The 23,591-nt window shown below is 38.6% G+C and carries 19 protein-coding genes and 1 other RNA gene; 11 read left to right on the top strand and 9 right to left on the bottom strand.

Annotation, left to right across the window (positions count from 1 at the left end):
* Positions 1-2 precede the first annotated feature (2 nt).
* The 3 genes from hflK to ACFIML_RS05095 all read right to left on the bottom strand — a co-directional run bounded on the left by hflK (position 3) and on the right by ACFIML_RS05095 (position 2,561).
* Positions 3-1,142 carry an FtsH protease activity modulator HflK gene (hflK, locus tag ACFIML_RS05105; protein ID WP_375606989.1) on the bottom strand — a complete coding sequence of 380 codons (1,140 nt, stop codon included), beginning with the start codon at positions 1,140-1,142 and terminating at the stop codon, positions 3-5.
* A 118-nt stretch (positions 1,143-1,260) separates the two neighbouring features.
* Entirely contained in the window at positions 1,261-1,770 is a 510-nt protein-coding gene (locus tag ACFIML_RS05100; protein WP_375606988.1) for a dihydrofolate reductase, read from the bottom strand.
* Complete coding sequence (locus ACFIML_RS05095; RefSeq protein ID WP_375606987.1) at positions 1,767-2,561, bottom strand: thymidylate synthase; 795 nt, start codon at positions 2,559-2,561, stop codon at positions 1,767-1,769. The genes ACFIML_RS05100 and ACFIML_RS05095 overlap by 4 nt, the downstream gene beginning before the upstream one ends.
* A gap of 221 nt (positions 2,562-2,782) precedes the next feature.
* Between ACFIML_RS05095 and ACFIML_RS05090 the strand changes: the two genes are divergently transcribed.
* The 3 genes from ACFIML_RS05090 to ACFIML_RS05080 all read left to right on the top strand — a co-directional run bounded on the left by ACFIML_RS05090 (position 2,783) and on the right by ACFIML_RS05080 (position 8,301).
* The gene (locus ACFIML_RS05090) at positions 2,783-4,090 is read left to right on the top strand and encodes an MFS family transporter (protein ID WP_375607008.1); all 1,308 of its coding nucleotides are present in this window, start codon (positions 2,783-2,785) and stop codon (positions 4,088-4,090) included.
* 908 nt (positions 4,091-4,998) lie between these two features.
* Entirely contained in the window at positions 4,999-6,309 is a 1,311-nt protein-coding gene (locus ACFIML_RS05085; RefSeq protein ID WP_375606986.1) for an MFS family transporter, read from the top strand.
* A gap of 684 nt (positions 6,310-6,993) precedes the next feature.
* On the top strand, positions 6,994-8,301 hold the full coding sequence (locus ACFIML_RS05080) for an MFS transporter (RefSeq protein WP_375606985.1): 1,308 nt from the start codon (positions 6,994-6,996) through the stop codon (positions 8,299-8,301).
* Between the two features lie 68 nt (positions 8,302-8,369).
* Here the strand turns inward: ACFIML_RS05080 and ACFIML_RS05075 are convergent, their stop codons facing one another.
* The gene (locus tag ACFIML_RS05075; RefSeq protein ID WP_375606984.1) at positions 8,370-8,675 is read right to left on the bottom strand and encodes a DUF2853 family protein; all 306 of its coding nucleotides are present in this window, start codon (positions 8,673-8,675) and stop codon (positions 8,370-8,372) included.
* Positions 8,676-8,771: 96 nt separating this feature from the next.
* Between ACFIML_RS05075 and ssrA the strand changes: the two genes are divergently transcribed.
* From ssrA to ACFIML_RS05050, 5 genes are all read left to right on the top strand, one after another.
* Positions 8,772-9,128: a transfer-messenger RNA gene (gene ssrA, locus ACFIML_RS05070) on the top strand.
* A 178-nt stretch (positions 9,129-9,306) separates the two neighbouring features.
* The gene (locus ACFIML_RS05065) at positions 9,307-9,858 is read left to right on the top strand and encodes an SspB family protein (protein ID WP_375606983.1); all 552 of its coding nucleotides are present in this window, start codon (positions 9,307-9,309) and stop codon (positions 9,856-9,858) included.
* 8 nt (positions 9,859-9,866) lie between these two features.
* Positions 9,867-10,049 (top strand): DUF4169 family protein, encoded by a 183-nt coding sequence (locus ACFIML_RS05060; protein ID WP_375606982.1) that lies wholly within the window; start codon positions 9,867-9,869, stop codon positions 10,047-10,049.
* 10 nt (positions 10,050-10,059) lie between these two features.
* Positions 10,060-10,311 (top strand): ribbon-helix-helix domain-containing protein, encoded by a 252-nt coding sequence (locus ACFIML_RS05055; RefSeq protein WP_273788067.1) that lies wholly within the window; start codon positions 10,060-10,062, stop codon positions 10,309-10,311.
* Between the two features lie 120 nt (positions 10,312-10,431).
* The gene (locus ACFIML_RS05050; RefSeq protein ID WP_375686613.1) at positions 10,432-12,771 is read left to right on the top strand and encodes an ATP-dependent helicase; all 2,340 of its coding nucleotides are present in this window, start codon (positions 10,432-10,434) and stop codon (positions 12,769-12,771) included.
* 56 nt (positions 12,772-12,827) lie between these two features.
* Here ACFIML_RS05050 and ACFIML_RS05045 read toward each other — a convergent pair whose 3' ends face one another.
* On the bottom strand, positions 12,828-13,457 hold the full coding sequence (locus tag ACFIML_RS05045; protein ID WP_375615080.1) for a DapH/DapD/GlmU-related protein: 630 nt from the start codon (positions 13,455-13,457) through the stop codon (positions 12,828-12,830).
* A gap of 139 nt (positions 13,458-13,596) precedes the next feature.
* Between ACFIML_RS05045 and ACFIML_RS05040 the strand changes: the two genes are divergently transcribed.
* Genes ACFIML_RS05040 through ACFIML_RS05030 form a run of 3 tightly spaced genes read left to right on the top strand, consistent with a single transcriptional unit; the run spans position 13,597 to position 16,918 of the window.
* Positions 13,597-14,178 carry an SCO family protein gene (locus ACFIML_RS05040; protein WP_375606979.1) on the top strand — a complete coding sequence of 194 codons (582 nt, stop codon included), beginning with the start codon at positions 13,597-13,599 and terminating at the stop codon, positions 14,176-14,178.
* A gap of 26 nt (positions 14,179-14,204) precedes the next feature.
* The gene (locus tag ACFIML_RS05035) at positions 14,205-15,074 is read left to right on the top strand and encodes a 50S ribosomal protein L11 methyltransferase (protein WP_375687537.1); all 870 of its coding nucleotides are present in this window, start codon (positions 14,205-14,207) and stop codon (positions 15,072-15,074) included.
* Between the two features lie 17 nt (positions 15,075-15,091).
* Positions 15,092-16,918 carry an aminopeptidase P family protein gene (locus tag ACFIML_RS05030; protein WP_375687535.1) on the top strand — a complete coding sequence of 609 codons (1,827 nt, stop codon included), beginning with the start codon at positions 15,092-15,094 and terminating at the stop codon, positions 16,916-16,918.
* A 608-nt stretch (positions 16,919-17,526) separates the two neighbouring features.
* Here ACFIML_RS05030 and ligA read toward each other — a convergent pair.
* From ligA to lpxC, 4 genes are all read right to left on the bottom strand, one after another.
* Positions 17,527-19,686 carry an NAD-dependent DNA ligase LigA gene (gene ligA / locus ACFIML_RS05025; RefSeq protein ID WP_375687533.1) on the bottom strand — a complete coding sequence of 720 codons (2,160 nt, stop codon included), beginning with the start codon at positions 19,684-19,686 and terminating at the stop codon, positions 17,527-17,529.
* 112 nt (positions 19,687-19,798) lie between these two features.
* The gene (gene recN / locus ACFIML_RS05020) at positions 19,799-21,460 is read right to left on the bottom strand and encodes a DNA repair protein RecN (protein WP_375687531.1); all 1,662 of its coding nucleotides are present in this window, start codon (positions 21,458-21,460) and stop codon (positions 19,799-19,801) included.
* Positions 21,461-21,466: 6 nt separating this feature from the next.
* Positions 21,467-22,360, bottom strand: coding sequence for an outer membrane protein assembly factor BamD (locus tag ACFIML_RS05015; RefSeq protein ID WP_273790773.1), 894 nt, complete (start codon positions 22,358-22,360; stop codon positions 21,467-21,469).
* 158 nt (positions 22,361-22,518) lie between these two features.
* A complete protein-coding gene (gene lpxC / locus ACFIML_RS05010) occupies positions 22,519-23,403 on the bottom strand; it encodes a UDP-3-O-acyl-N-acetylglucosamine deacetylase (RefSeq protein ID WP_375687529.1) in 885 nt (294 codons plus the stop codon).
* Positions 23,404-23,591: the final 188 nt, after the last annotated feature.

Here is a 23,591-nt window from a genome sequence, read left to right as displayed (position 1 = left end):
AATTAATCTCCTCCAGCAATACGAGAATCTAAGAGTAACGCAGGACGCGCTGATGTTGCCTTTACTTTTTCTGATGACTTGCTACGCAACAATTCATTCAAAGGTAAATAAGGCACCGCTGGAGAATTTGCCTGATCAAGAACCAGCTTATTTGGTGAAGAAAGAATCCGCCCCATCGTCTCCATATAGAGACGGTAGCGCGCAGCTTCTGGTGAAATCGCAGCCTCTCGAGCTATTGCCTGAAAACGTTCAGCACGCCCTGTTGCCTCTTCAACCATTTGTGCCTTTTCACCTTTTGCGATTTCCCGTGTGCGTGAAGCTTCACCATTTGCCAAACCAATTTTCGTAAAACGCACACGATTCCCCTCTTCAATCATTCTTCCACGTTCCTGCTCCGCCTGCTGAACAGAATTAAACGCAGCAGCAACCTTTGTTGGAGGAGCAGCTTCACTGATAGACACACGGCTTATTTCGACACCAAGTTGATATTTATCGACAGTCAACTGGATAATCTTTCTAACGTCATTAGCAACTTCTTCTTTCTTGTCACGTAAAACATCATCAACCGGCCGCGAACCAATGACCTCACGCATTGCACTCTCAGCAACTTGGCGGACAGTTCCCTCTTGATCATTCACATTGAATAAAAACTGACTAGGATATGAAATCCGATAGTAAACAGAAAAATTAACATTAACGATATTCTGATCACTCGAAAGCATTAAACCATCACTTTGTTGCGCTTGACCAGGCTTTCCACCAATCGCGATTGTTTTTTCCGTTAAAGGTACTTTCATATAGGTCTCAATTGGCCAAAAATGAAAATGCAAGCCATCACCAATAATGCCTTCTTTAGGGATGCCAAAGCGCAGCTCTACCGCTTGTTCATTTTGCTGAACAATATAAATTGACTGGTATAACCAAAAAAACGCAATAAGCAGAAGGAACAAAACAGAAAGACTACTTCTCCCAAATTGTTTAAACTGATCCTGCCCTTTGCGCAAAATATCATTAAGATTAGGACCATTTTCGCTACCATGATTGCCACCAGAACCAAAGATATTCTTAGCTGGTGTTTTTTTTTCACCACTGTTTTTATCGCCACTCCACGGGCCACCACCATTTTGATTTGTCCAGGGCATTATCACCTCTTTAACTGATTACCACTACTCGAACACCAACCATTTGCTTGATCTTATAGGGTGCCTATTACCTCATTATAATACAACTGATAACCCCTTCCACTTCATATTACAAAAATTATTTCCGCTCATAAACAACAAAACGTGTCGGATGACTATCTTTATCCCCTTTTGGAATATCTTGTGTTTGCACAATAGTCCACTTTTCTTTATCAAAAACAGGAAAAAAACTATCACCTTCTATAGAGGCTAAAACTTCTGTAAGGAATATTTTATCAGCCATAGGCAATCCTTGTTGAAAAATTTCCCCTCCCCCAATAATAAAAATTTCCTTTACATTATTTTGAGAAGCAACGCTTGTTGCAAGAGAGCAAGCTTGCGATAAAGAGTGAGCAACAACAGCCCCTTCAGCGTTGAAGGTACAATCACGCGTAATGACGATATTTGTACGCCCTGGTAAAGGGCGCCCAAGAGAATCCCAAGTTTTTCTTCCCATAATAATGGGCTTACCCAATGTCAAAGCTTTAAAGCGTTGCAAATCCGTTGATAAATGCCAAGGCATGGCACCTTCACGACCGATAACACCATTTTCTGCAACCGCAGCAATGAAACAAATGGAAATCATCATATTGCTACCGGCGCCTTAATATGGGATTGTGCTTCATAATTAAGCAATTCAAAATCCTCAAATTGAAAAGAAAAAAGATCTGTTACCGCTGGATTTATGCGCATACATGGCAAAGCATTTGGTCTACGAGACAATTGATATTTTGCCTGTTCAAAATGATTAGAATAAAGATGAGCATCCCCCAGAGTATGAATAAAGTCGCCTACTTTAAGACCGCTTACTTGCGCAATCATCATCGTTAACAGTGCGTAGGATGCAATATTAAATGGAACACCTAAGAAAATATCCGCCGAACGCTGATAAAGCTGACAGGACAATTTTCCCTCCGCAATGTAAAATTGAAAAAGACAATGGCACGGAGGTAAAGCCATTTCTTCTATTAATGCAGGATTCCAAGCTGATACAATCAAGCGACGAGAATCTGGCATTTCCTTAATCATTGTTAAAAGATTACTAATTTGATCAATATGGCGCCCATCAGGAGCAGGCCAAGAACGCCACTGATAACCATAAACAGGACCAAGATCTCCTTTTTCATCAGCCCACTCGTCCCAAATTGATACACCATGCTCTTTCAACCATGCAATATTTGTATCACCTTTAAGAAACCACAAAAGCTCGTAAATAATTGAACGTAAATGTAGTTTTTTTGTTGTCAACAATGGAAATCCTGCTTGTAAATCAAAGCGCATCTGATACCCAAAGATAGATCGCGTTCCAACGCCCGTCCGATCTGTACGATCAATACCCTGATTTAAAACGTGGGATAAAAGAGCCAGATATAATTTCATGAGGGTTATTATGTCCGATTCTCCTCATTATAGAAAATAAAAACTGTAAAATTCGTACAAACATAATTCAAATCTTTATCCGAAAACATCTTACACAAGAAATTATCGTGATCTGACTAAAATTTTTATGCAAAAGATAAAATACTATAGACAGCTTCTGAAGAAAAGAACATAGAGTGATAATGAACAAAAATGGTGAACGTGAAATGAAGGGATTGACTATGGAAAAACAAGAATCTTTAGCATCACATGATACGCAAAAACGTATCTGGGCTATTGTATCCAGTGCATCAGGTAATCTAGTAGAATGGTATGATTTTTATGTTTATTCTTTTACATCCATTTACTTTGCATCACAATTTTTTCCCTCAGATGGCGATGTCGTTGCACAACTTTTAAAGGCCGCTGGTGTCTTTGCTATTGGTTTTCTTATGCGCCCAATCGGCGGATGGCTCTTTGGCTTCATTGCTGACCGCTATGGACGTAAACGCTCAATGCTTATTTCTGTTGGTATGATGTGTGGTGGTTCTTTCTTAATCGCCATACTTCCTACTTATGAAACTATTGGAATGGCAGCAGCAATTCTTTTACTTTTACTCCGAATGCTTCAAGGACTTTCTGTCGGGGGTGAATATGGTACGACAGCCACTTATATGAGTGAAGTGGCACTCAAAAACCGCCGTGGATTTTTTAGCTCTTTTCAATATACCACACTGATTGGTGGACAACTTCTAGCCAGCCTGGTTATATTCATTCTAGCACTTTATCTCACAGAGGATCAACTAAAAGCATGGGGATGGCGTATTCCATTTGCCATTGGGGGCCTAGGAGCAGTTGTTGCAATTTACCTCCGTCGTACACTTCATGAAACAACCACAGAAGAAAATCGTTCTAAAAAGCAAGCTGGTAGTCTTTTAGAGCTTCTACGCAATCACAGGAAAGCTTTTTTTCTAGTTGTTGGCTTTACAGCTGGGGGATCGCTCACATTTTATACCTATACAACTTATATGCAAAAATATCTGATCACAACCACCGGCTTTGATAAACATACTGCAACAACAATCATGACTGCTGCGCTCTTTGTTTTCATGTTACTTCAACCTGCATTTGGTTTTATGGCTGATAAAATTGGAACAAGAACTTCACTGCTTATTTGGAGTGTTTTATCTATTATCTTTACGATTCCTGGACTTCATGTAATTGGTAACACTAATGAAACATGGATTGCTCTATCAGTCATTATTGGAATGCTATGCATTATGAGCTTTTATACATCCATCTCTGGTATTGTAAAGTCAGAAATGTTTCCCGCTTCAGTGCGAGCAACAGGTGTTGGATTCTCTTATGCTATTGCCAATGCAGTGTTTGGCGGCTCTGCTGAATACGTAGCGCTTGAATTAAAAGACCTTGGATACGAATCTGTCTTCTATTTTTATATAACCGGCATGATGATTATTGCATTCATTGCGGTTCTCTTGATGCCCGATGCGCGCAAAAAAGGATATTTACAAGGAGACGATATTCATTAACTTTTGATGTTAACAAAAAAGCCCAGTATTCTGGGCTTTTTGTAATTCTTTCCCATAGAAGCTTAAAGCGCACGATTTTTTATCTCTTCAAACACCTAAAGAAGAAATTTTCTCTCCTGCATATACTGCTTATAAAAATAAACAGCTGCATATTATTATGAATAAATGCTTCTTTTGCTGAAGATAAAAAATTTTTGATTTATTTTAATACCCCCCATTCCCACTCAAAATCGAAGAAAAGTGATTATCTTTCAAGAAATTTTATCAATAATAAAGATTCCACTCATGATTTTGTTTAATACGTTCTTAATGGTACCCCTCATGAAACACAAATCCTTTCATGAAAAGTAGAAAATACAATTATATTATGAATTCGCACACTTTTTTGAGAAACATTTCTCAATATACCCAACTCCATTTCACAACGGCACCCGTGAATGACATAACGTAAAAGCCCCGTAAAATATAAACATGGTCATCACTCTCTTTACACTTAATAAAAGTGCAAGCCGCTATTATTATACTATTGACGAACTCTTAATATTGTACTCCCCCTTAACACTTAAGATCATTTCTAAAAAGTATTTTAACTGATACACCAACCTCGCATGCAATAGTCAATAACATCATTTTACGAAACAACATCAAGCATATAAACTAAAGAGTATCATATCTTCATAAATACTCTGCATATGCAAATAATTCACAATCAAACAAAAAACAATATTTCCTTAAGGATAGATTTACGCAATATAACAACACCATGAGCCCAAAACAGCACTGATAGATCTAGAAAAAATCTTTATGTTTCCCTAAAAATTTATCATGATACAATGGCGTTTTTATAATGCACATCGTAAATAGCTTTAAAAAGAAGAAAAGTTATAAATCTAAAAGGGGAATACTTCATGAATAATCAAACAACTTTAGATCCACATGATACAAGGAAACGTATTTTTGCTATTATATCCAGTGCATCCGGTAATCTGGTAGAATGGTACGACTTTTACGCTTACTCCTTTGCATCGGTTTATTTCGCTTCGCAATTCTTTCCTGAAGATGAAGATATCGTTACACAATTGTTAAAAACGGCAGGAATCTTTTTTATTGGCTTTCTTATGCGTCCAATTGGAGCATGGCTCTTTGGGTTTATTGCTGATCGTTATGGACGTAAACGCTCAATGCTTATTTCTGTTTTTATGATGTGTGGGGGCTCTTTTCTCATTGCCATACTTCCCACTTACAAAACTTTGGGAATAACAGCAGCATTCCTTCTCCTTTTTGTCCGTATGTTTCAAGGGCTTTCCGTTGGCGGTGAATATGGTACAGCCGCAACGTATATGAGTGAAGTTGCGCCCAAAAATCGTCGTGGTCTCTTTGCTTCTTTTCAATATGCAACAACGATCTCAGGTCAACTTCTGGCAAGTTTTATAATATTTATTTTAGCCATTTACCTTAACGAGGATCAGTTAAAAGCATGGGGATGGCGTATTCCCTTTGTCATTGGTGGCTTTGGAGCAATCGTTGCAATTTATCTGCGTAGCTTGCTTCATGAAACAACAACCCTCAAAAGCCGCTCTGAACAACACGCTGGTAGTCTTAAAGAACTTTTTCGTAATCATAAAAAAGCGTTCTTTTTGGTTGTTGGCTTTACAGCTGGCGGATCACTCACATTTTATACATACACCACTTATATGCAAAAATATCTGATCACAACCACTGGCTTTGATAAACAAACCGCAACAACAATAATGACTGCCGCCCTCTTTGTTTTTGTGTTACTCCAACCGCTTTTTGGTTCGCTAGCCGATAAAATTGGAGCAAGAGCTTCACTCATCAGTTGGGGTGTATTATCCATTATCTGCACCATTCCTGTACTTAAAATGATCGGGAATGCCCATAATCCATGGACAGCACTCTTAATCATTATTGGAATACTCTGTGTTATGAGTTTTTATACGTCCATTGCTGGTATCATAAAAGCAGAATTGTTCCCTGCTTCAATCCGAGCAATTGGTGTTGGCTTTGCTTTTGCCATTGGCAACGCACTGTTTGGCGGTTCTGCTGAATATGTAGCGCTTGGATTAAAAAATATGGGATACGAATCTGTTTTCTTTTTTTACATCGTTGGTATGATGGTCATTGCACTCATCTCTATTCTTCTTATGCCTGATATAGATAAAGGAGGATATCTCGATAAAGACGATAGACTTCATTAAACTTATTTTCTGGATAAAAAAAGCCCAAGAAATTGGGCTTTTTTTTGATCTCCTCTCCACCCTAGTAAAGAACGAAAACCCGCCCCGCATTCGTCTTACAAACAACTCAGTTTCTCTTAAATTATCTATAGTTACTACCCTCTTTATGTAATTTACTTGATAAGATTCTATGGGCAAGCCCTCCCCTAAATACTTATCATGATATCTGAAAAACACCTCATACGGAAAACCTTATCTGAATCCTCCCCCCCTAAAAAATAATGTATTATGGCGCAAAACGATAAGTAAGGACTTAAAAGTCCCATTTTATACTATTTAACCCTTATGAAATAACTTAATTTTTTCTATTACTTCTTGTAAAATCCATATATTTTATAACATCAAATTATCATTAAAGTAATTAATATAGTATTATTATAATAAAATTTGAAGATATACTTATATACATTTTCAATGTATATTTGTCATATAAACACAATTAAAATTAATATGATAATTTTTTCTAATAAAAAAGTAAAACTCTTAAAAATAATAACAATATAACTCCAATAAATCATCTTAAAGAATTTCTCTAAGAAATTATCATGATACAATTGGATTTTTCTGGAAATCATAAAAAATTATGTTTAGAAATTATATTTAGAAATAAATATATGGACTATAAATCCAAAAGGGGAACAATTCATGGAAAATGAAACAATTTCAGCATCACAGGATGCAAGAAAACGTGTTTTTGCTATTATAGCAAGCGCATCAGGAAATCTCGTAGAGTGGTATGATTTTTACGTTTACTCATTTGCATCAATTTATTTTGCATCACAATTCTTTCCCTCCGATGGTGATACGATTACGCCACTGTTAAAAACCGCGGGTGTGTTTTTTATTGGCTTTCTTATGCGCCCTATTGGAGCTTGGTTTTTAGGATTTATCGCCGATCGTTATGGACGTAAACGCTCGATGCTTATATCCATTTTTATGATGTGTGGTGGCTCTTTTTTCATCGCCATACTTCCCACCTATGAAACCTTAGGAATAACATCAGCAATCCTTTTACTTTTAGCTCGGATGATGCAAGGACTTTCAGCGGGTGGTGAATATGGTACAGCAGCCACTTATATGAGCGAAGTTGCTCTCAAAAAACATCGAGGGCTTTTTGCTTCTTTCCAATCAGCCACCCTTATTACAGGTCAACTTCTTGCCAGCTTCATTATATTTATTCTAGCATCTTATCTCTCTGAAGATCAGTTAAAAGCATGGGGATGGCGCATTCCTTTTGTGATTGGTGGTTTCGGGGCAGTGATTGCGATTTATCTGCGTCGTTCTCTCCACGAAACAACCACGAAAGAAAGCCGCTCTCACAAACACTCTGGCAGTCTTAAGGAACTTCTCACCAAGCATACAAAAGCCGTTGTCGTAATTGCATGCTTTGCATCAGGAGGATCACTCACATTTTACACCTTTACGACTTATATGCAAAAATATCTGATCACAACCACCGGCTTTGATAAACATACCGCAACAACGATTATGACAGCTGTACTATTTATTTTCATCCTATTCCAACCCATAGCTGGTATCATAGCCGATAAAATTGGAACAAAAACTTTACTTATCATTTGGAGTATACTCTCTGTCATCTTTACATTTCCTGGACTCTGGATAATCGGTAATACGCATAGTCTATGGGTTGCCTTATCGGTCATTATTGGCTTGCTCTTCATTATGAGCATGTATACATCCATCTCTGGTGTCGTAAAATCAGCAATGTTTCCCTCTTCAATACGTGGATTAGGCGTTAGTATCTCTCATGCCATTGGTAACGCTTTATTTGGTGGTTCTGCTGAATACGTTGCGCTTGGATTAAAAAAGTACGGTCATGAATCACTCTTTTATTTTTATATAACCGTCGTGATGATCATGGCATTCATTGCTCTTCTCTTTGTCCCGAGTATGCGTAAAGGGGGATACCTCCAAGAAGATGAAAAACATTAACCCTTTTTATAAACGAAAAAAGCCCAAGAGATTGGGCTTTTTTATCATTATCGCAAATTTAATATTGTTTAAATTTTATGAAGTGCATTAAGGTGCTTAGCAACTAGATAATAAAAAGTCAGTCGACTTTTTCTACGCTCTCCAGACATCATCTCAGCCACTTTTGAAACGGCCATTTTAGCACTCTGTTCATCAGCTTCTAAAACATCTTGAACCCATTTTTCAACACGTTCTAACTCTTTTGGATCCGATGTAGCAACAAGCGCTGCATCCTGCTTTTTCATCACTAAAGCTAAACGACGGCTAAGTCGTTCTACTGCTGCTTCATCGGGATTTGAATCATATAGTTTAATATCTGCTAAATTATTTGTCATTTTGCATCATCTCCTCTCCAAAAATGAGCGGACTATAATTTACAGCCGCATCATATAGCTCTATAAATAATTAGAGGATTAAAAATATTAACAACCCCCCTTTTCCTAAGACTGTTCTTCATCTATATTTAAAAGGCTGGTTTACCAGCTATGGTAATAAATGGACGGTGAAATAAACCTATTGGACCCGGGGGCGGTACCCGGCGCCTCCACCAAAATATAAGAAAGCAAAGTTATATTTTGGTGGGGGCGAAATAGGATCGACAAGGGTGTAAAGATCGCTCTTTTACTCGGCATTGTACCACCGTTATCGGGCTAAATGAGTAGTTGCAAATGACAACTATGCGGAAGCACGTCTCGCCGCTTAAGGTGGTGTGAATGTTTCAAATTGAGTCTTAAACCGTCGCAGGTTTAAGCGGGGTTCGGAGGCACCTGGCAACAGAAGCCTTCACTTTTTAAATGTTGTTGATTGATCTTTCAGACATTATCAGACATTATTTACCATAGAGTTTCGTATTTATTCGATTTATTGAGGTGCATCGTAGAAAAAATCTGCTAATTTAAAATATATTCTATCACACAATATCAATACGCCCCATTCTGCTACGTGAAATAAAAGGAATAAACTTCGATGGTTAAAGATCAAATCCGTTACGATATTCTCGTTCAGGATGCACTTCGTGGAGTTATCCGTAAAGTTTTATCGGAAGTTGCCAAAGCAGGTCTTCCGGGAAATCATCATTTTTTTATAACTTTTTTGACAAATGCCCCAGGCGTTAAAATTTCTCCTCGGCTAAAAAATCGCTATCCCGAGCAAATGACAATCGTCTTACAACATCAATTTAGAGATCTCAGTGTTTCAGAAACAGCTTTCGAAGTAACCCTCTCTTTCAGGGAAATAACCGAAAAGCTCGTGATTCCTTTTACTTCCATTCAAGTCTTTTATGATCCTGTAGCAGCATTTGAAGCAGCATTTGATCTGCCCTCAAATCTGACCTCTGGAGAAAGTGAACATTCAGAAAATACCTCAACTACGCCCATTACCTTATCAAACAAACAAAAAAAAGAAAATACGCTTACAAAAGAACAAAATCTCAGTACAAATATAGAACCTTCAAATAACGATGCAAAACAAAATCAAAGTGCTGATGTTGTCTCTTTAGATTCCTTTCGGAAAAAATAATTTTTCTCATGACTGAATTGATTAATCTTCGCCAATTTCGAAAACAAAAAAAACGTACAGAAAAATCTCTTTGTGCTGAGCAAAATCGTTATCGTTTTGGACGAACAAAAACTGAAAAACTTTTTGAGCAACAAAAATCTTTAAAAACGCAAAAATTTCTTGATCAAAATCGTTTACGAAACGACGAATAAAGGTGGAAAAATGCACGAAAATAATTCTATCGATTGGTCAAAAGTCATTCCACGAAAGATATCTGTTCGCGTTGATGGACACGCAACAAGCGTTTCTTTAGAACCACCATTTTTAGATATTCTAAAAGATATAGCCCGCAAAAAAGGACAATCTTTAGCCTTTATTATTACCGATATTGATAGCAAAAGACCACAACAAGTAAATCTTTCGGCCTCGTTACGCGTTTATGCCCTTCAAAGCGTTCTCACCCAACGCCTTTAATGTTTGTGCTTATTTTTTTACGTTCTCTTTCTGTCTGTTCAACTGAAACTGTTGTGACTTTTTAAGAGAAGTTTTTTTAATCTAGAACTTCAATGAAAAAAAGACTACAAAAGAGATACAATGAGTAATTTTTCTGATCACACCATACCTTTCTTTGAAGAAGATTCCCCTCCAGACCATGATAAGGAAAATTCTGGGTTTTCTTCCCCTGTCCTAAAAGAAAAAAAATCATATAATACAAACTATTTAGAACAGCTCAATCCAGAACAGCAACAAGCTGTTATGAATACTGAGGGGCCTCTTTTAGTTCTTGCAGGTGCTGGTACTGGAAAAACACGCGTTTTAACAACCCGTATTTCTCACATTCTGCGCTCTGGACTCGCCTCACCTCAACAAATACTTGCTGTCACTTTCACCAACAAAGCAGCCCGTGAAATGAAAACACGTATTGGTGAACTTATTGGAGAAGTTGTTGAAGGTATGCCTTGGCTTGGAACCTTTCATTCCACTGGAGCTAAAATTTTACGCCGTCACGCAGAGCTTGTTGATTTAAAAAGAAACTTTACAATTCTCGATAGCGATGATGTTCTTCGACTTTTAAAACAACTTATTCAAGCTGAAGGATTAGACGATAAGCGTTGGCCCGCACGAAACCTTGCCATGATGATTGATTCTTGGAAAAATCAAGGACTTTCACCAACACATATCTCAAAAAGTGATGCTCATTCCTTTGGTAACGGCATGGGACGTGAACTTTATCACAGTTATCAAAATCGATTAAAAGATCTTAATGCTTGTGATTTTGGTGACCTTCTACTTCATTCTATCTCTATCTTCCAACATAATCCAGATATTCTTCGCGAATATCATTCTCAATTTCGTTATATTCTTGTCGATGAATATCAGGATACAAATACAGCACAATATCTTTGGCTTCGCCTTTTGGCCCAACATCCTCAAGGTCAACATGTTAATCTTTGTTGTGTTGGCGATGATGATCAATCCATTTATGGATGGCGTGGTGCAAAAGTCGAAAACATATTACGTTTTGAAAAAGATTTTCCTTCTGCTAAAATTATTCGTCTAGAACGCAATTATCGCTCAACATCCCATATTCTTAAAACCGCCTCCCATCTCATTGCTCATAACGAAGAAAGACTGGGAAAAGTCCTTTTTTCTGCTCAAATAAAGAGTGAGGAAGAAAAGGTAAAAATTCATTCAGCATGGGATTCGGCAGAAGAAGCACGAGCAATCGGAGAAGAGATCGAACGCGCACAACAAACCGGTCATGCATTAAATCATATGGCTATATTGGTACGCGCATCATTTCAAATGCGTGAATTTGAAGATCGCTTTGTAACACTTGGCCTTAATTATCGCGTCATTGGTGGTCCTCGTTTTTATGAGCGAATGGAAATACGTGATGCCATGGCTTATTTACGCGTTGTTGTCCAACCTACTGATGATTTAGCTTTTGAGCGTGTTATTAATACACCAAAACGCGGCATAGGAGATGCAACCCTGCGCATTCTTTATGAGAGTGCACGTGCACGTGCTGTTCCTCTCTTTTCTGCTGCCGCAGACATCATTGAAACAGATGAATTAAAGCCTAAGGCACGCAGTGCGTTACGAATCCTTATTGAAAACTTCCGCCGCTGGCAAAATATGCTTCAAGACACTCCTCATAGAGAACTTGCCGAGATCATCCTTGATGATTCTGGTTATACAAACATGTGGTTAGAAGATCGCTCACCAGAGGCTCCTACAAGACTAGAAAATCTTAAAGAAATGATTCGTTCCATGGAACAATTTGAAAATCTTCAAAGTTTTTTGGAACATGTTGCACTCGTTATGGAAACGGAAAATAATGAAAATATGGATGCAGTCAACATCATGACCCTTCATTCAGCCAAAGGACTTGAATTTGAAACAGTTTTTCTTCCAGGTTGGGAAGAAGGACTCTTTCCCCACCAGCGCTCATTAGATGAAGGTGGACGTTCAGGATTAGAAGAAGAACGGCGTCTTGCTTACGTAGGTCTAACAAGAGCAAAAAAACATTTGCATATATGGTTTGTATCGAATCGAAGAATTCATGGACTTTGGCAACCTGCTCTCCCCTCCCGTTTTTTAGATGAATTACCAGCAGAACATATAGAAGTTGTAGAAATGGAAACATCCTATGGTGGTTATGGAAAATCTTCCTTTCAACATCACGATTCCTTTTATAATGACTATGCAACACCAAGACAAAAGCGTGCACAAAAAAACAAAAATATTGAAGGGAAAGTTATCTCTCAATCACTCTCTCATGCACCATCAGATTTTTCTGTCAATGATCGGATTTTTCACATAAAATTTGGTTATGGTCATATTACAGCAATAGACGATCATAAATTGACAATAATGTTCGAAAAAGCCGGAGAAAAGCGTGTACTAGATAATTTTGTAAACAAAGCTTAATTACAAGCAAACCACGATCAGTTTTTTCAAGAAACCACTTTATTTTATTCTGAATGTCATTTCCATTTGCGAACAAAGGCTTCAATGGGCAAATTTTGCATATCAGGCAATGCGTTGTGAATTTTATCAAGCGGCCAATCCCACCAAGCCATATCTAAAAGGCATTCTATCACATGATTGGGAAAACGCATTCGCAACCGTTTAGCAGGCACCCCAACGACAATCGTATAAGGCAAAACATCTTTCGTTATAACAGCGTTCGCGCCAATGATAGCGCCATGACCAATTGTCACCCCAGGCATAATAACCGCACCATGTCCAATCCACACATCATGCCCAATAATAACACGTTTTGCATAACGCCTTTCACGAAAACCACTATCTAATGCCATATAACGAAAATATTCGTTTGGACGATAGGTTATTTTATGCGTTGAAACGCGCTCCATAGGATGCTCCAACGCATTCATTCGTACATGAGATGCAATAGAACAAAAACGCCCAATATCGCTATAAATAGCCTCACTGTTACGTTCTAAATAAGAAAAATCTCCAATGGTTACATCACGCAAAACTACCCGCTCATTAATTTCCACATAGCGCCCTAATTTACAACCATGCAGCTGTGCTGTCGTATGGATACGAGGTTTACTTTCATGAAATCGAAGATCGTTTTCAATATTCATTCTTACCTTCCATCAATTGCTTCATCAATAAATATGGAAAGACATACCAACCAAACCAATAAAATCAACCATGAAACAAACATTGCAAAACAAACCTGCCGATGTTACAATTTCTTGATCTATCTAAGAGAGTCAAACTATGAAAAATGTACTCCGCATTTTAGGGCTAACAGTTATATTTCTTACGGGGATTTTTATTTATGATGCATTTATAAATAAGCCTTTAGGTGATAACTTTACGCTCACTGATTCAAATGGAAAAACGATTACCGAAGCGGATATTCGAAGCCAGCCTTCAATAATTTTTTTCGGCTTCACTATGTGTCCTGAAATCTGCCCTACCACACTGATGAATCTTGATCGATGGCTTACAGCACTTGGACCTGAAGCTGATAAGTTAGGAGTATGGTTTGTGACTGTTGACCCCGAACGTGATACACCAGAAGTACTCCATAATTATCTCAGCAATTTTAACAATAAAATCGTTGGTATCAGTGGAGATCCTGATAAAGTTCATAAAATGGTCAATTCTTTCAACATCGTTGCTGAAAAAGTCCCTGAAACAGATGAAAACTATACATATAACCATACAGCAGCAATTTTTTTACTCAAAAAAGGTGGAAAATTAGCTGGCGTTATCCGTTATGACACGAAAGAAAGCGATAGCGAATTAAAAGATGAAATCGCCATTGAACGGCTAAAAAAACTCATATCAAACTAAAAAAGCCAATCAAAAGAAAGAACAGCATGTCGCAACAAATTCGCTTCTATTATACTGCTTTTAAAAGTGAAGCAGAGCAATTTTATACCCTTATAGAAAGAGCTTTTGATGAAGAAGGATATCCTCTTGCTCTTATAGAGATAGATGAACAAAATGCTATATATGAGCTTTCTCTATATGTTGATCAAGACAATCAAGAAGACGCATTGAAACGTTTTGCAAGCGTTCTTTCTGTAGATTCTGATAAAATTAATATGGAAGTTTTACCCAATATTGATTGGGTACAAAAAAGTCTAGAAGGACTAAAACCTGTACATGCTGGTCCTTTTTTCCTTCATGGAAGTCACAACAGAAACGCCATTCCAGCTAATGTTCTCCCTATTGAAATTGAAGCAAATCAAGCCTTTGGAACAGGACATCATGGGACAACAGCTGGTTGTTTGGAAATGATTGCCAAAGTAATGAAACACGAAAATCCACAAAATGCCCTTGATCTTGGAACTGGTAGTGGAGTCTTAGCCATTGGCATAGCAATGCTCAAGCCCATTAGTATTCTCGCCTCCGATATTGATCCTATTGCTATTCAAGTTGCACAACATAATATCGAGCTTAATGGCGTAAAAGAGTATATTACAGCTGTTACAGCAACAAGTTTTACCCATGAACACATTACAACACGTGCGCCTTTTGATCTCATTGTTGCCAATATTCTTGCCAATCCTCTCATTGAACTTGCGCAAGAAATGGTAAAAGCCCTTAAAAAAGGGGGATCACTTATACTCTCTGGAATTCTTGAAGAGCAACACGCCTACGTTTTAGATACTTATATAAAACAAGGACTCAAGCATATCGAAACATACCACCGTCAAGGATGGGTAACGATACATCTGAAATAAAATAAAAGGACGTTGTTATGTATCAATCTTTTGAGGCAACAACAAATCCCACGCATGCTGCAAAACGCATTGCCTCCCTTCGTAAAGAACTTGATCGCCTTGGGCTCGATGGTTTTCTTGTTCCACGGTGCGATGAACATCAAGGAGAGTACGTCCCTCCTCATGCTCAACGCCTTAGCTGGTTAACCGGCTTTACTGGATCAGCTGGGATTGCACTGATTTTAAAAAACAAAGCCATCATATTTACAGATGGGCGATATAAGCTCCAAGTTCGCCAACAAACTGATCCTGATATTTTTAATTATGAAGATCTCATAACTTGTCCTCCCTCACAATGGCTTGAAAAAAATGGTCAAAAACTTTCTATTGGTTTTGATCCATGGCTCCACACGATTGCTGCCACCGATGCATTGAGAAACGCATTAGAAATGAAAGCAGGTGGAAAACTTGTAGAAGTTCAACATAATCCCATTGATCTGCTCTGGCATAATCAACCAAAATTACCACAATCTGCCTTATCAATTCACCCTCTCAAATATGCTGGGTGCGATACAGATGAAAAGTTGGCATTGATTTGCAGATATATACAAAAAGCAAATGCAGATGCTTTTATTTTTACAGACCCCTCTTCCATTGCATGGACATTCAATATACGGGGCAATGATGTTTCCAACACGCCTTTTTCCCTTTGTTTTGCTCTCATTCCCATCCAAGAAACACCAGCTTTATTCATTGACCGCAAAAAACTTGGTGGAGAACAGAAACAATATCTAGAACGTTATGCAAAATTATATGAACCAGAACAGCTTATTCCCAAGATCAAAGAGTATATTCAAAAAGGGACAGTGTTTGCCTTAGATCCACAGCTAACATGCGAAAAATTACGAACTGTTATTGAAGAAAAAAATAGCTCTTTTATCACACTTACCGATCCTGCGGCTCTACCACGTGCCATTAAAAATGACACAGAACTCAATGGCACACGCAAAGCACACCTACGCGATGGTGTTGCCCTAACCCGTTTTTTTTCTTGGTTAGATAAACAAATACCAGGGTCAATAAGTGAAATTTCTGCTGCTCAAAAATTAGAAGAATTTCGCATAAATACAGCAAACGAAATGGGAGAAAAACTTAAAGATCTTTCTTTTGATACAATCTCAGCCGCAGGGGCAAATGGTGCCATTATTCATTATCGTGTAACAACGCAAACAAATAAACCACTCAATGCTGGTGAACTTTACCTCGTTGATTCAGGTGGACAATATCGTGATGGCACGACTGATGTCACACGCACAGTAGCAATTGGGAATATTGGAGAAGAAGAAAAACGCTGTTTTACGCTTGTCCTCAAAGGCATGATTGCTCTTTCAACTGCAAGATTTCCAAAAAGCACACGCGGACAAGACATTGATGCTCTTGCACGCATTGCATTGTGGAAAGCTGGTTTTGATTATGCCCATGGCACCGGTCATGGTGTTGGATCTTATCTTTCTGTCCATGAAGGACCGCAAAATATTTCTCGCAAAGGGTGCCAAGAACTCATCTCCGGTATGATTCTTTCAAACGAGCCAGGCTATTACCGCGAAGGCGCTTTTGGTATCCGTCTTGAAAATTTGATGATTGTGAAGCCAGCACAAAAAATTGATGGTGGAGATATAGAAATGCTCTCGTTCGAAACACTCACACATTGCCCCATCGATCGACGGTTAATCCTTCCAGAGCTTTTGACACAAGAAGAACGACAATGGCTCAATGATTACCATGCGCGGGTTTATCAGATGAATGCGCCTTACTTAAATGAAGAAGATAAAAAATGGGCAAAAGAAGCAACAATGCCCCTTTAAATGAAGCAACGTATAACTTTTACTCTTTCTACAAAACATTACACCCTTCTCTTTTAAAGAGAGAAGTGCGAATTTACCATCAGCAAACACAAAAAATGCTTCTATGAAATACTTCAAGTTTTTTTGCAGATACGACAAAAGCCTTCCAAAATTGAAACAGAACGGGATACACTCGCAAAAGATAATGCTTATCAATTATCCTCCACCATCTCCACATGAGTTATAGCCTTATTCTGCTATATAGAAATTTTCATTATATTTTGTAATCTTCCGCGTTACATTTCTAAAACGCCCATTATAACCAACTTATTACGCCGTTTAGATTCAAAAATTCTGCATATTTATTTACAATTTTTACCTTGCTTCACAGTAATAATTTATATCTTTTACTAATAATAACCTTGCATATTCTTCATCATAATAGTTTAAGTTTAATATTTAAGTTCAATGTTAATTATTTTAAATAACGTAATAAATATCAAAATATATGGCGCTCTGTTTTTGCAAAATAAACAGCCCCTATTATCCCCCTTTTTGATTTCATCCCCCCCCAAAAATGTAAGAGCGATAATCATACAAATAGCATACGATCTTCTAGAAAACATCCTCTAAACATTATGTTTCTCAATCAGCTGTAGCCAAGCCTCTTCATCGATAACCTCAACACCTAATTCTTCAGCTTTAGCCAATTTGGAGCCCGCTCCAGGTCCTGCAACAAGAAGATCTGTTTTTTTAGAAAGTGAACCAGATGTTTTGGCCCCTAATCGCTCTGCCAATGCTTTTGCTTCATCACGTGACATATGTGCTAAAGTTCCCGTAAAAACAATGATCTTCTCCGCTATTGGTGAAGAAGCTATCATGATAGGTGCCTCATCAAGAGGTGTTACTTCTTCAAGCAAAACAGACAAAACTTCACGGTTATGCGCTTCTCTATAAAAATCAACAATTGCGCCCCCTACCTGTGGTCCAATTCCTTCAATATTGGTAAGTTCCATCCAAGCTTCATTGCCTTCTTTGTTTTCCTGCTCACATGGCATAAATGCTTCCATAGCCGCCGTTTCAAAAGCTGTATAATTTTGATATGCTCGTGCAAGGCGGCGTGCATTCACCTCTCCAACATGACGAATCCCCAATGCAAACAAAAAACGGCTTAAAGGAATTTCGCGGCGTGCATTAATGGCATCATACAGTTTCCGCACTGAAACAGTACCAAAACCTTCCATATTTTCTAAACGGATCAAAGACTTTTCTTGGCGCCGTTCTAAAGTAAAGATATCAACTGGTGTATGAATACAAAGCGCCTCATCTTGAGCATGGAAAAAAAATTCTACCTGCTTTTTACCCAAGCCTTCAATATCAAACGCATTGCGTGAAACAAAATGACGAATACGTTCAATCGCTTGTGCAGGACAAATAAGCCCACCGGTGCACCGACGCACCGCTTCTCCTTCTTCGCGAACAGCATGACTCCCACAAGCGGGACACAGATGAGGAAAAACAAAAGCAGAAGCATCTTTTGGACGTTTTGCAGCAACAACATCAACAATTTGAGGGATTACATCACCAGCGCGTTGTACAATCACGGTATCACCTACACGAATATCACGGCCTTCACGAATGGGCTCTCCTTTATGGCCAATTCCCTTAATATAATCCTCATTATGCAAACTGGCATTGGTCACCACCACCCCACCAACAGTAATAGGTGTAAGGCGTGCAACAGGCGTCAAAGCTCCCGTACGACCGACCTGAATATCAATATCTTCCAAAAGCGCCATTGCTTTTTCTGCTGGAAATTTATGGGCTATTGCCCAACGCGGCGAACGAGAAACAAATCCCAAACGCTTTTGGAGCATCAAATCATTAACCTTATAAACAATGCCATCAATGTCATAGCTTAAAGAATGACGGCGTTCTTCTATATCACGATAATAGAAAATAATTTCTTCTACTCTCTTAAAGACTTTTATTAATGGATTGATAACAAAGCCATATTCTTTTAGCTTTTTCATCATCTCTATTTGACTTTCTGCAAATACTTCACTCACTTCACCACAAGCATAAGCAAAAAATTGAAGCTTTCTGCTGGCGGTTATCCGTGAATCAAGCTGACGGAGCGAACCAGCCGCTGCATTTCGAGGATTGGCGAAGGTTAACTTTCCCTTCTCTTGTTGGCTTATATTAAGAGCTTGGAAATCTTCCCGTCCCATATAAACTTCGCCGCGAACCTCGATTACCTCAGGAAAATCACCTTGCAAAACTTGTGGAATATCAGCAATTGTTCGAGCATTTGCCGTCACATTTTCACCGACAGTTCCATCCCCACGCGTTGCCGCACGCACAAGCCGCCCCTTTTCGTAGCGCAAAGACAAAGATAAACCATCAATTTTTGGCTCCGCTGTTATTTCCAACACTTGTGTTTCTGGAAGACGTAAAAAACGACGAATACGCTCAATAAATTCAGTAACATCTTCAGAGCTAAACGCATTATCAAGTGAAAGCATAGGCTGTGCATGAACAGACTTTTCAAACTTTTCAGAAATTGGTGCCCCAATTTTATGTGAAGGAGAATCAACACGAATAAGCTCTGGAAAAAGAGCTTCAATTTCTGCATTACGGCGGCGCAATGCATCGTATTCTGCATCAGAAATTTCAGGCCGATCATCACGATTATAAAGCACATCATGACGTGCAATTTCTTTTGCCAACCACTCTAATTCACTTTCTGCTTCAACAGCTGAGAGATTTTTAACTGCATCTTTGTTCATAAAATCTATTCCAAATTACGAGTTACTGCCATAAGGACTTCCACGCTTCCTCATAAAGTGAATCGCAAATAAAAATAAGCTTTCCAGTATTTTTATCACTGGCTAATTACCTTTATGCGAGAAGCTTTTGAGCCGCTGCACGCGCTTCTTCAGTAATCTGTTCTCCTGCCAACATACGAGCAATTTCTTCTGCACGTTCATGCTCTTCCATTTTATGAATAGCAGTAACAAAGCGTCCTTTATCATGACTCTCAATTTTCGAAATAAGAAAATGACCATGCGCTTTCGATGCAACCTGTGGTGCATGCGTAATAGCAAAAACCTGAACACGTTCTGATAAGCGTTGCAACCGTTGTCCAATAGCCGCTGCAACAGCCCCCCCAACACCTGTATCAATTTCATCAAAGATCAGCGTCGGTGCTGATCCTCGATCAGACAAAACAACTTTTAATGCCAACAAAAAACGAGACAATTCACCGCCAGAAGCCACACTAAGCATCGGTCCAGCTCGTGTTCCAGGATTTGTTCGCACCCAATATTCAATACGATCACATCCCTCTGCACTCCGCCTTTCCACATCACTTTGCATTTCAACAATAAACTCGGCCCTCTCTAATTTCAATGCCGGCAACTCAGCCATCACGCTTTCAGACAAGTGTTTTGCAACCTCTTGACGTTTTATTGACAACGCTTGTGCTAACATATCATAATTTTTCTTTGCCTGCTTTGCCTCATCTTCAAAACGTGTCAATATAGTCTGAGCCTCTTCAAAATCAGCGAGTTCTGCGTCCATTTTATCGCGTAACTGAATCAATTCATCCGCAGAAACTTGATATTTACGAGCAAAACCCCGAAGAGAAAAAAGACGCTCTTCTATCCGTTCCAATTCATCAGGTTCAAAATCTAATGCTCGTATTGCCGTCTCAATACCTTCTTGTGCTGTTGCAAGTGCATGCAATGCCTCATCAATAGATTTCACCACTGGTGCAATAAGTTCTTGCGCCTCAGGAATTTTCCGCTCCAAACGCCTCACCAAATTAGAAAGCACTGGAATTGGTGATTTTTGACCCGTTAAAAGATCATCCGCTTCTTTAATATCTGTCGCTATTTTTTCTAATTTAAGCATATCAGCACGACGAAGAGAAAGAGCTTCCTCTTCACCAATTTTAAAATCAAGCTTTTCAAGCTCTTCTACACACGCACGAAGATAATCAACCTCCCGTACAGCACTCTCTACTTTAAGACGCTGCCGTTGCAAACGCTCCTCAAATTCACGCCATGTGTGATAACACTGACGCAAATTTTCCACTTCATCTTCAAGACCACCAAAGGCATCTAATAATTGGCGATGTGTAGCAACATCAACAAGCGCACGATCATCATGTTGTCCGTGGATTTCAACCAACAAACGGCCAACACTCCGCATCAATGCAACACTAGACACCTGATCATTGATAAAAACACGGCTACGTCCATCACTTGATTGCACACGTCGTAAAATAATATCACCCTCATCATCAAGACCATTCTCACGAATAAGTTGACGTGCAGGATGTGAAACAGACACATCAAAAACAGCTGTAACCTGCCCGCGGTCAACCCCATGACGCACAAGCGAAGCATCACCCCGCCCCCCTAGAGCAAGTGATAAAGCATCAAGGAGAATAGACTTCCCCGCACCCGTTTCTCCAGTTAAAACCGTCAACCCCGCTGTAAAATGAATATCGAGCGTTTCGATCAAAACAATATTATGAATCGAAAGCTGTACCAACATAGAGAATCAACGTACCCTCTTCTTATCACCACCTAAAGCATTTGAGATCCAAGAAGATTTATGCTCACGTGGCGATATTTTATTCTTCTGCAAGAGATTATAAGAAAATTTATACCACTCACTTTTGGGATAATTACGTCCTAAAATAGCTGCTGCCGTCTGTGCTTCTGCCGTTAAGCCGAGAGCTAAGTTAACTTCCGTTAAGCGGAAAAGTGCTTCTTCAATTTGATTTGTATCAGAATACTCTTCAACCACGGTACGAAACCGTCTACTTGCCGCAAGATAGCGCCGCCCCTCTTCATAATAGCGGCCAATCTGCATTTCTTTACCAGCTAGCTGTTCGCGACCAAAACGGATTTTATCCTTAGCATCCTTGACATACTCAGAATTAGGATAACGCTCTATAAGAAGCTGCATAGCAGCAATAGCACGTTTCGTGTCACGTTGATCACGCGTAACATCAGGAATCCGACGGAAAGAAGAAAGACCAATAATATAGTACGCATAAGCCGAGTCAGTCGACCCTGGATAAAGCGTAATATAGCGTTGAGCCATACTAATTGAATCATCATACTTTCCGAGTCGATAATTAGTAAAAGCACCCATCACAAGAGATTTGCGCCCCCAATCTGTATAAGCGTACTGTTTTTCAATCTTCAAAAACTTTTTCGATGCGTCCCCAAGCCGCCCACTTTCAAGGCTAGCAAGCGCTTGATTATAGAGAACATCTGGCGGCTCTATTTTCAAAACATAAGCAGATGGATCAAGGGTCTTTTTCTCTTTAAAGAGGCATCCCGCTAACATACAAGTGCTTCCCAAAAGCACCACCCCCAATATCTTGCGTACAATGTTAGATTTTCTATATGTCATATTTCCAATGCACACATGAGATTTTTTCATATTTTTTCCGGCCTCCACAGAATATCACCTTGTAGCAAAAACAATTTATCAAAGGTTTTATACCATATCACTATAAAATCCACATAACCAATTTAGCAGTTCAGGTCAATCATCCCCTTAAAAATCAAATAAATAATAAAAAAATCTTGTCAATTTTTTTACTCTTTCCCTAAAAAGCTTTTTTCGTAATATGATTCGTCTGCCAAAACAGCCTTCACCAATTGCGCATTAATTCTATGCCCACTACAATAAGAACGAAATAATCCAATAAAAGGTGCACCAAGCAAAGCAGTATCACCAATCGCATCAAGCATCTTGTGCCGAACACATTCATTCTCCCAATAAGGACCATCGGGATTTAAAATTTTATCATTAAGGTCGATAACAAGAGAATTTTCTAAAGAAGCACCTCTCGCCTTTCCAGAAAGCCTTAATTCTTCCACGTCTTTGATAAAACCAAAAGTGCGCGCACGTGACAAATCATCCCTAAACCCTCGTGTGGTAAGATCAAAACTGAAATGTTGCTTACCAATAGCAGAAGAAGGAAAAGAGATCGTTATATCAAAACGACGTCCATTAAATGGCAAAAGCTCTGCAACACCATGAGCTCCTTCAACCCGCAACGGCTTTTTTATAATGAAATAAGAACGCAAGGCATTTTGCTGTACAATACCAACATCTTCAAAAGCTTGGCAATATAGCCACGCTGAACCATCCAAAATAGGAATCTCATTATGTGACACTTCAATAATAAGATTATCCAAATTATAAGCAGCAATTGCTGCCATCAAATGTTCAATTGTTTCAACCCTTACATCTCCATCTCCAAGTACTGTTGATAATTCAGTTTTTCCTGTTTGCGATGCATGGGCTTGAAATATTTTCTCTGTTCCGTCTAATCCACAACGCTTAAAAACAATACCGCACCCAACATCCGCTGGACAAACCTTTACCACTGACAAACAGCCACTATGAACGCCAATCCCCTTAAATGTTACTGCTTTTTTAAGAGTAGACTGATATTTTGGTACTAAACTCATCATATCATTTTATTAAATTGCTTGTACATCTTTTAACAAAATTTATAAAACTATAAAAAATATTCATAGTAAATAATAAAAAAAAAACCGCTTATTGTAAGCGGTTTTTTTTAAACAAAGTATTTTATTCAAAAAACAGTAATATATTTTACTGTATAATTTTTGACTGAGCATTAAAGAAATAATAAAAT

It is taken from the genome of Bartonella sp. AC62GZZY (assembly GCF_042196525.1).
Taxonomy (GTDB): Bacteria; Pseudomonadota; Alphaproteobacteria; order Rhizobiales; family Rhizobiaceae; genus Bartonella.
The sequence above is the reverse complement of the archived record's forward strand: the minus strand, read 5'-3'. Positions and strand labels throughout refer to the sequence as shown.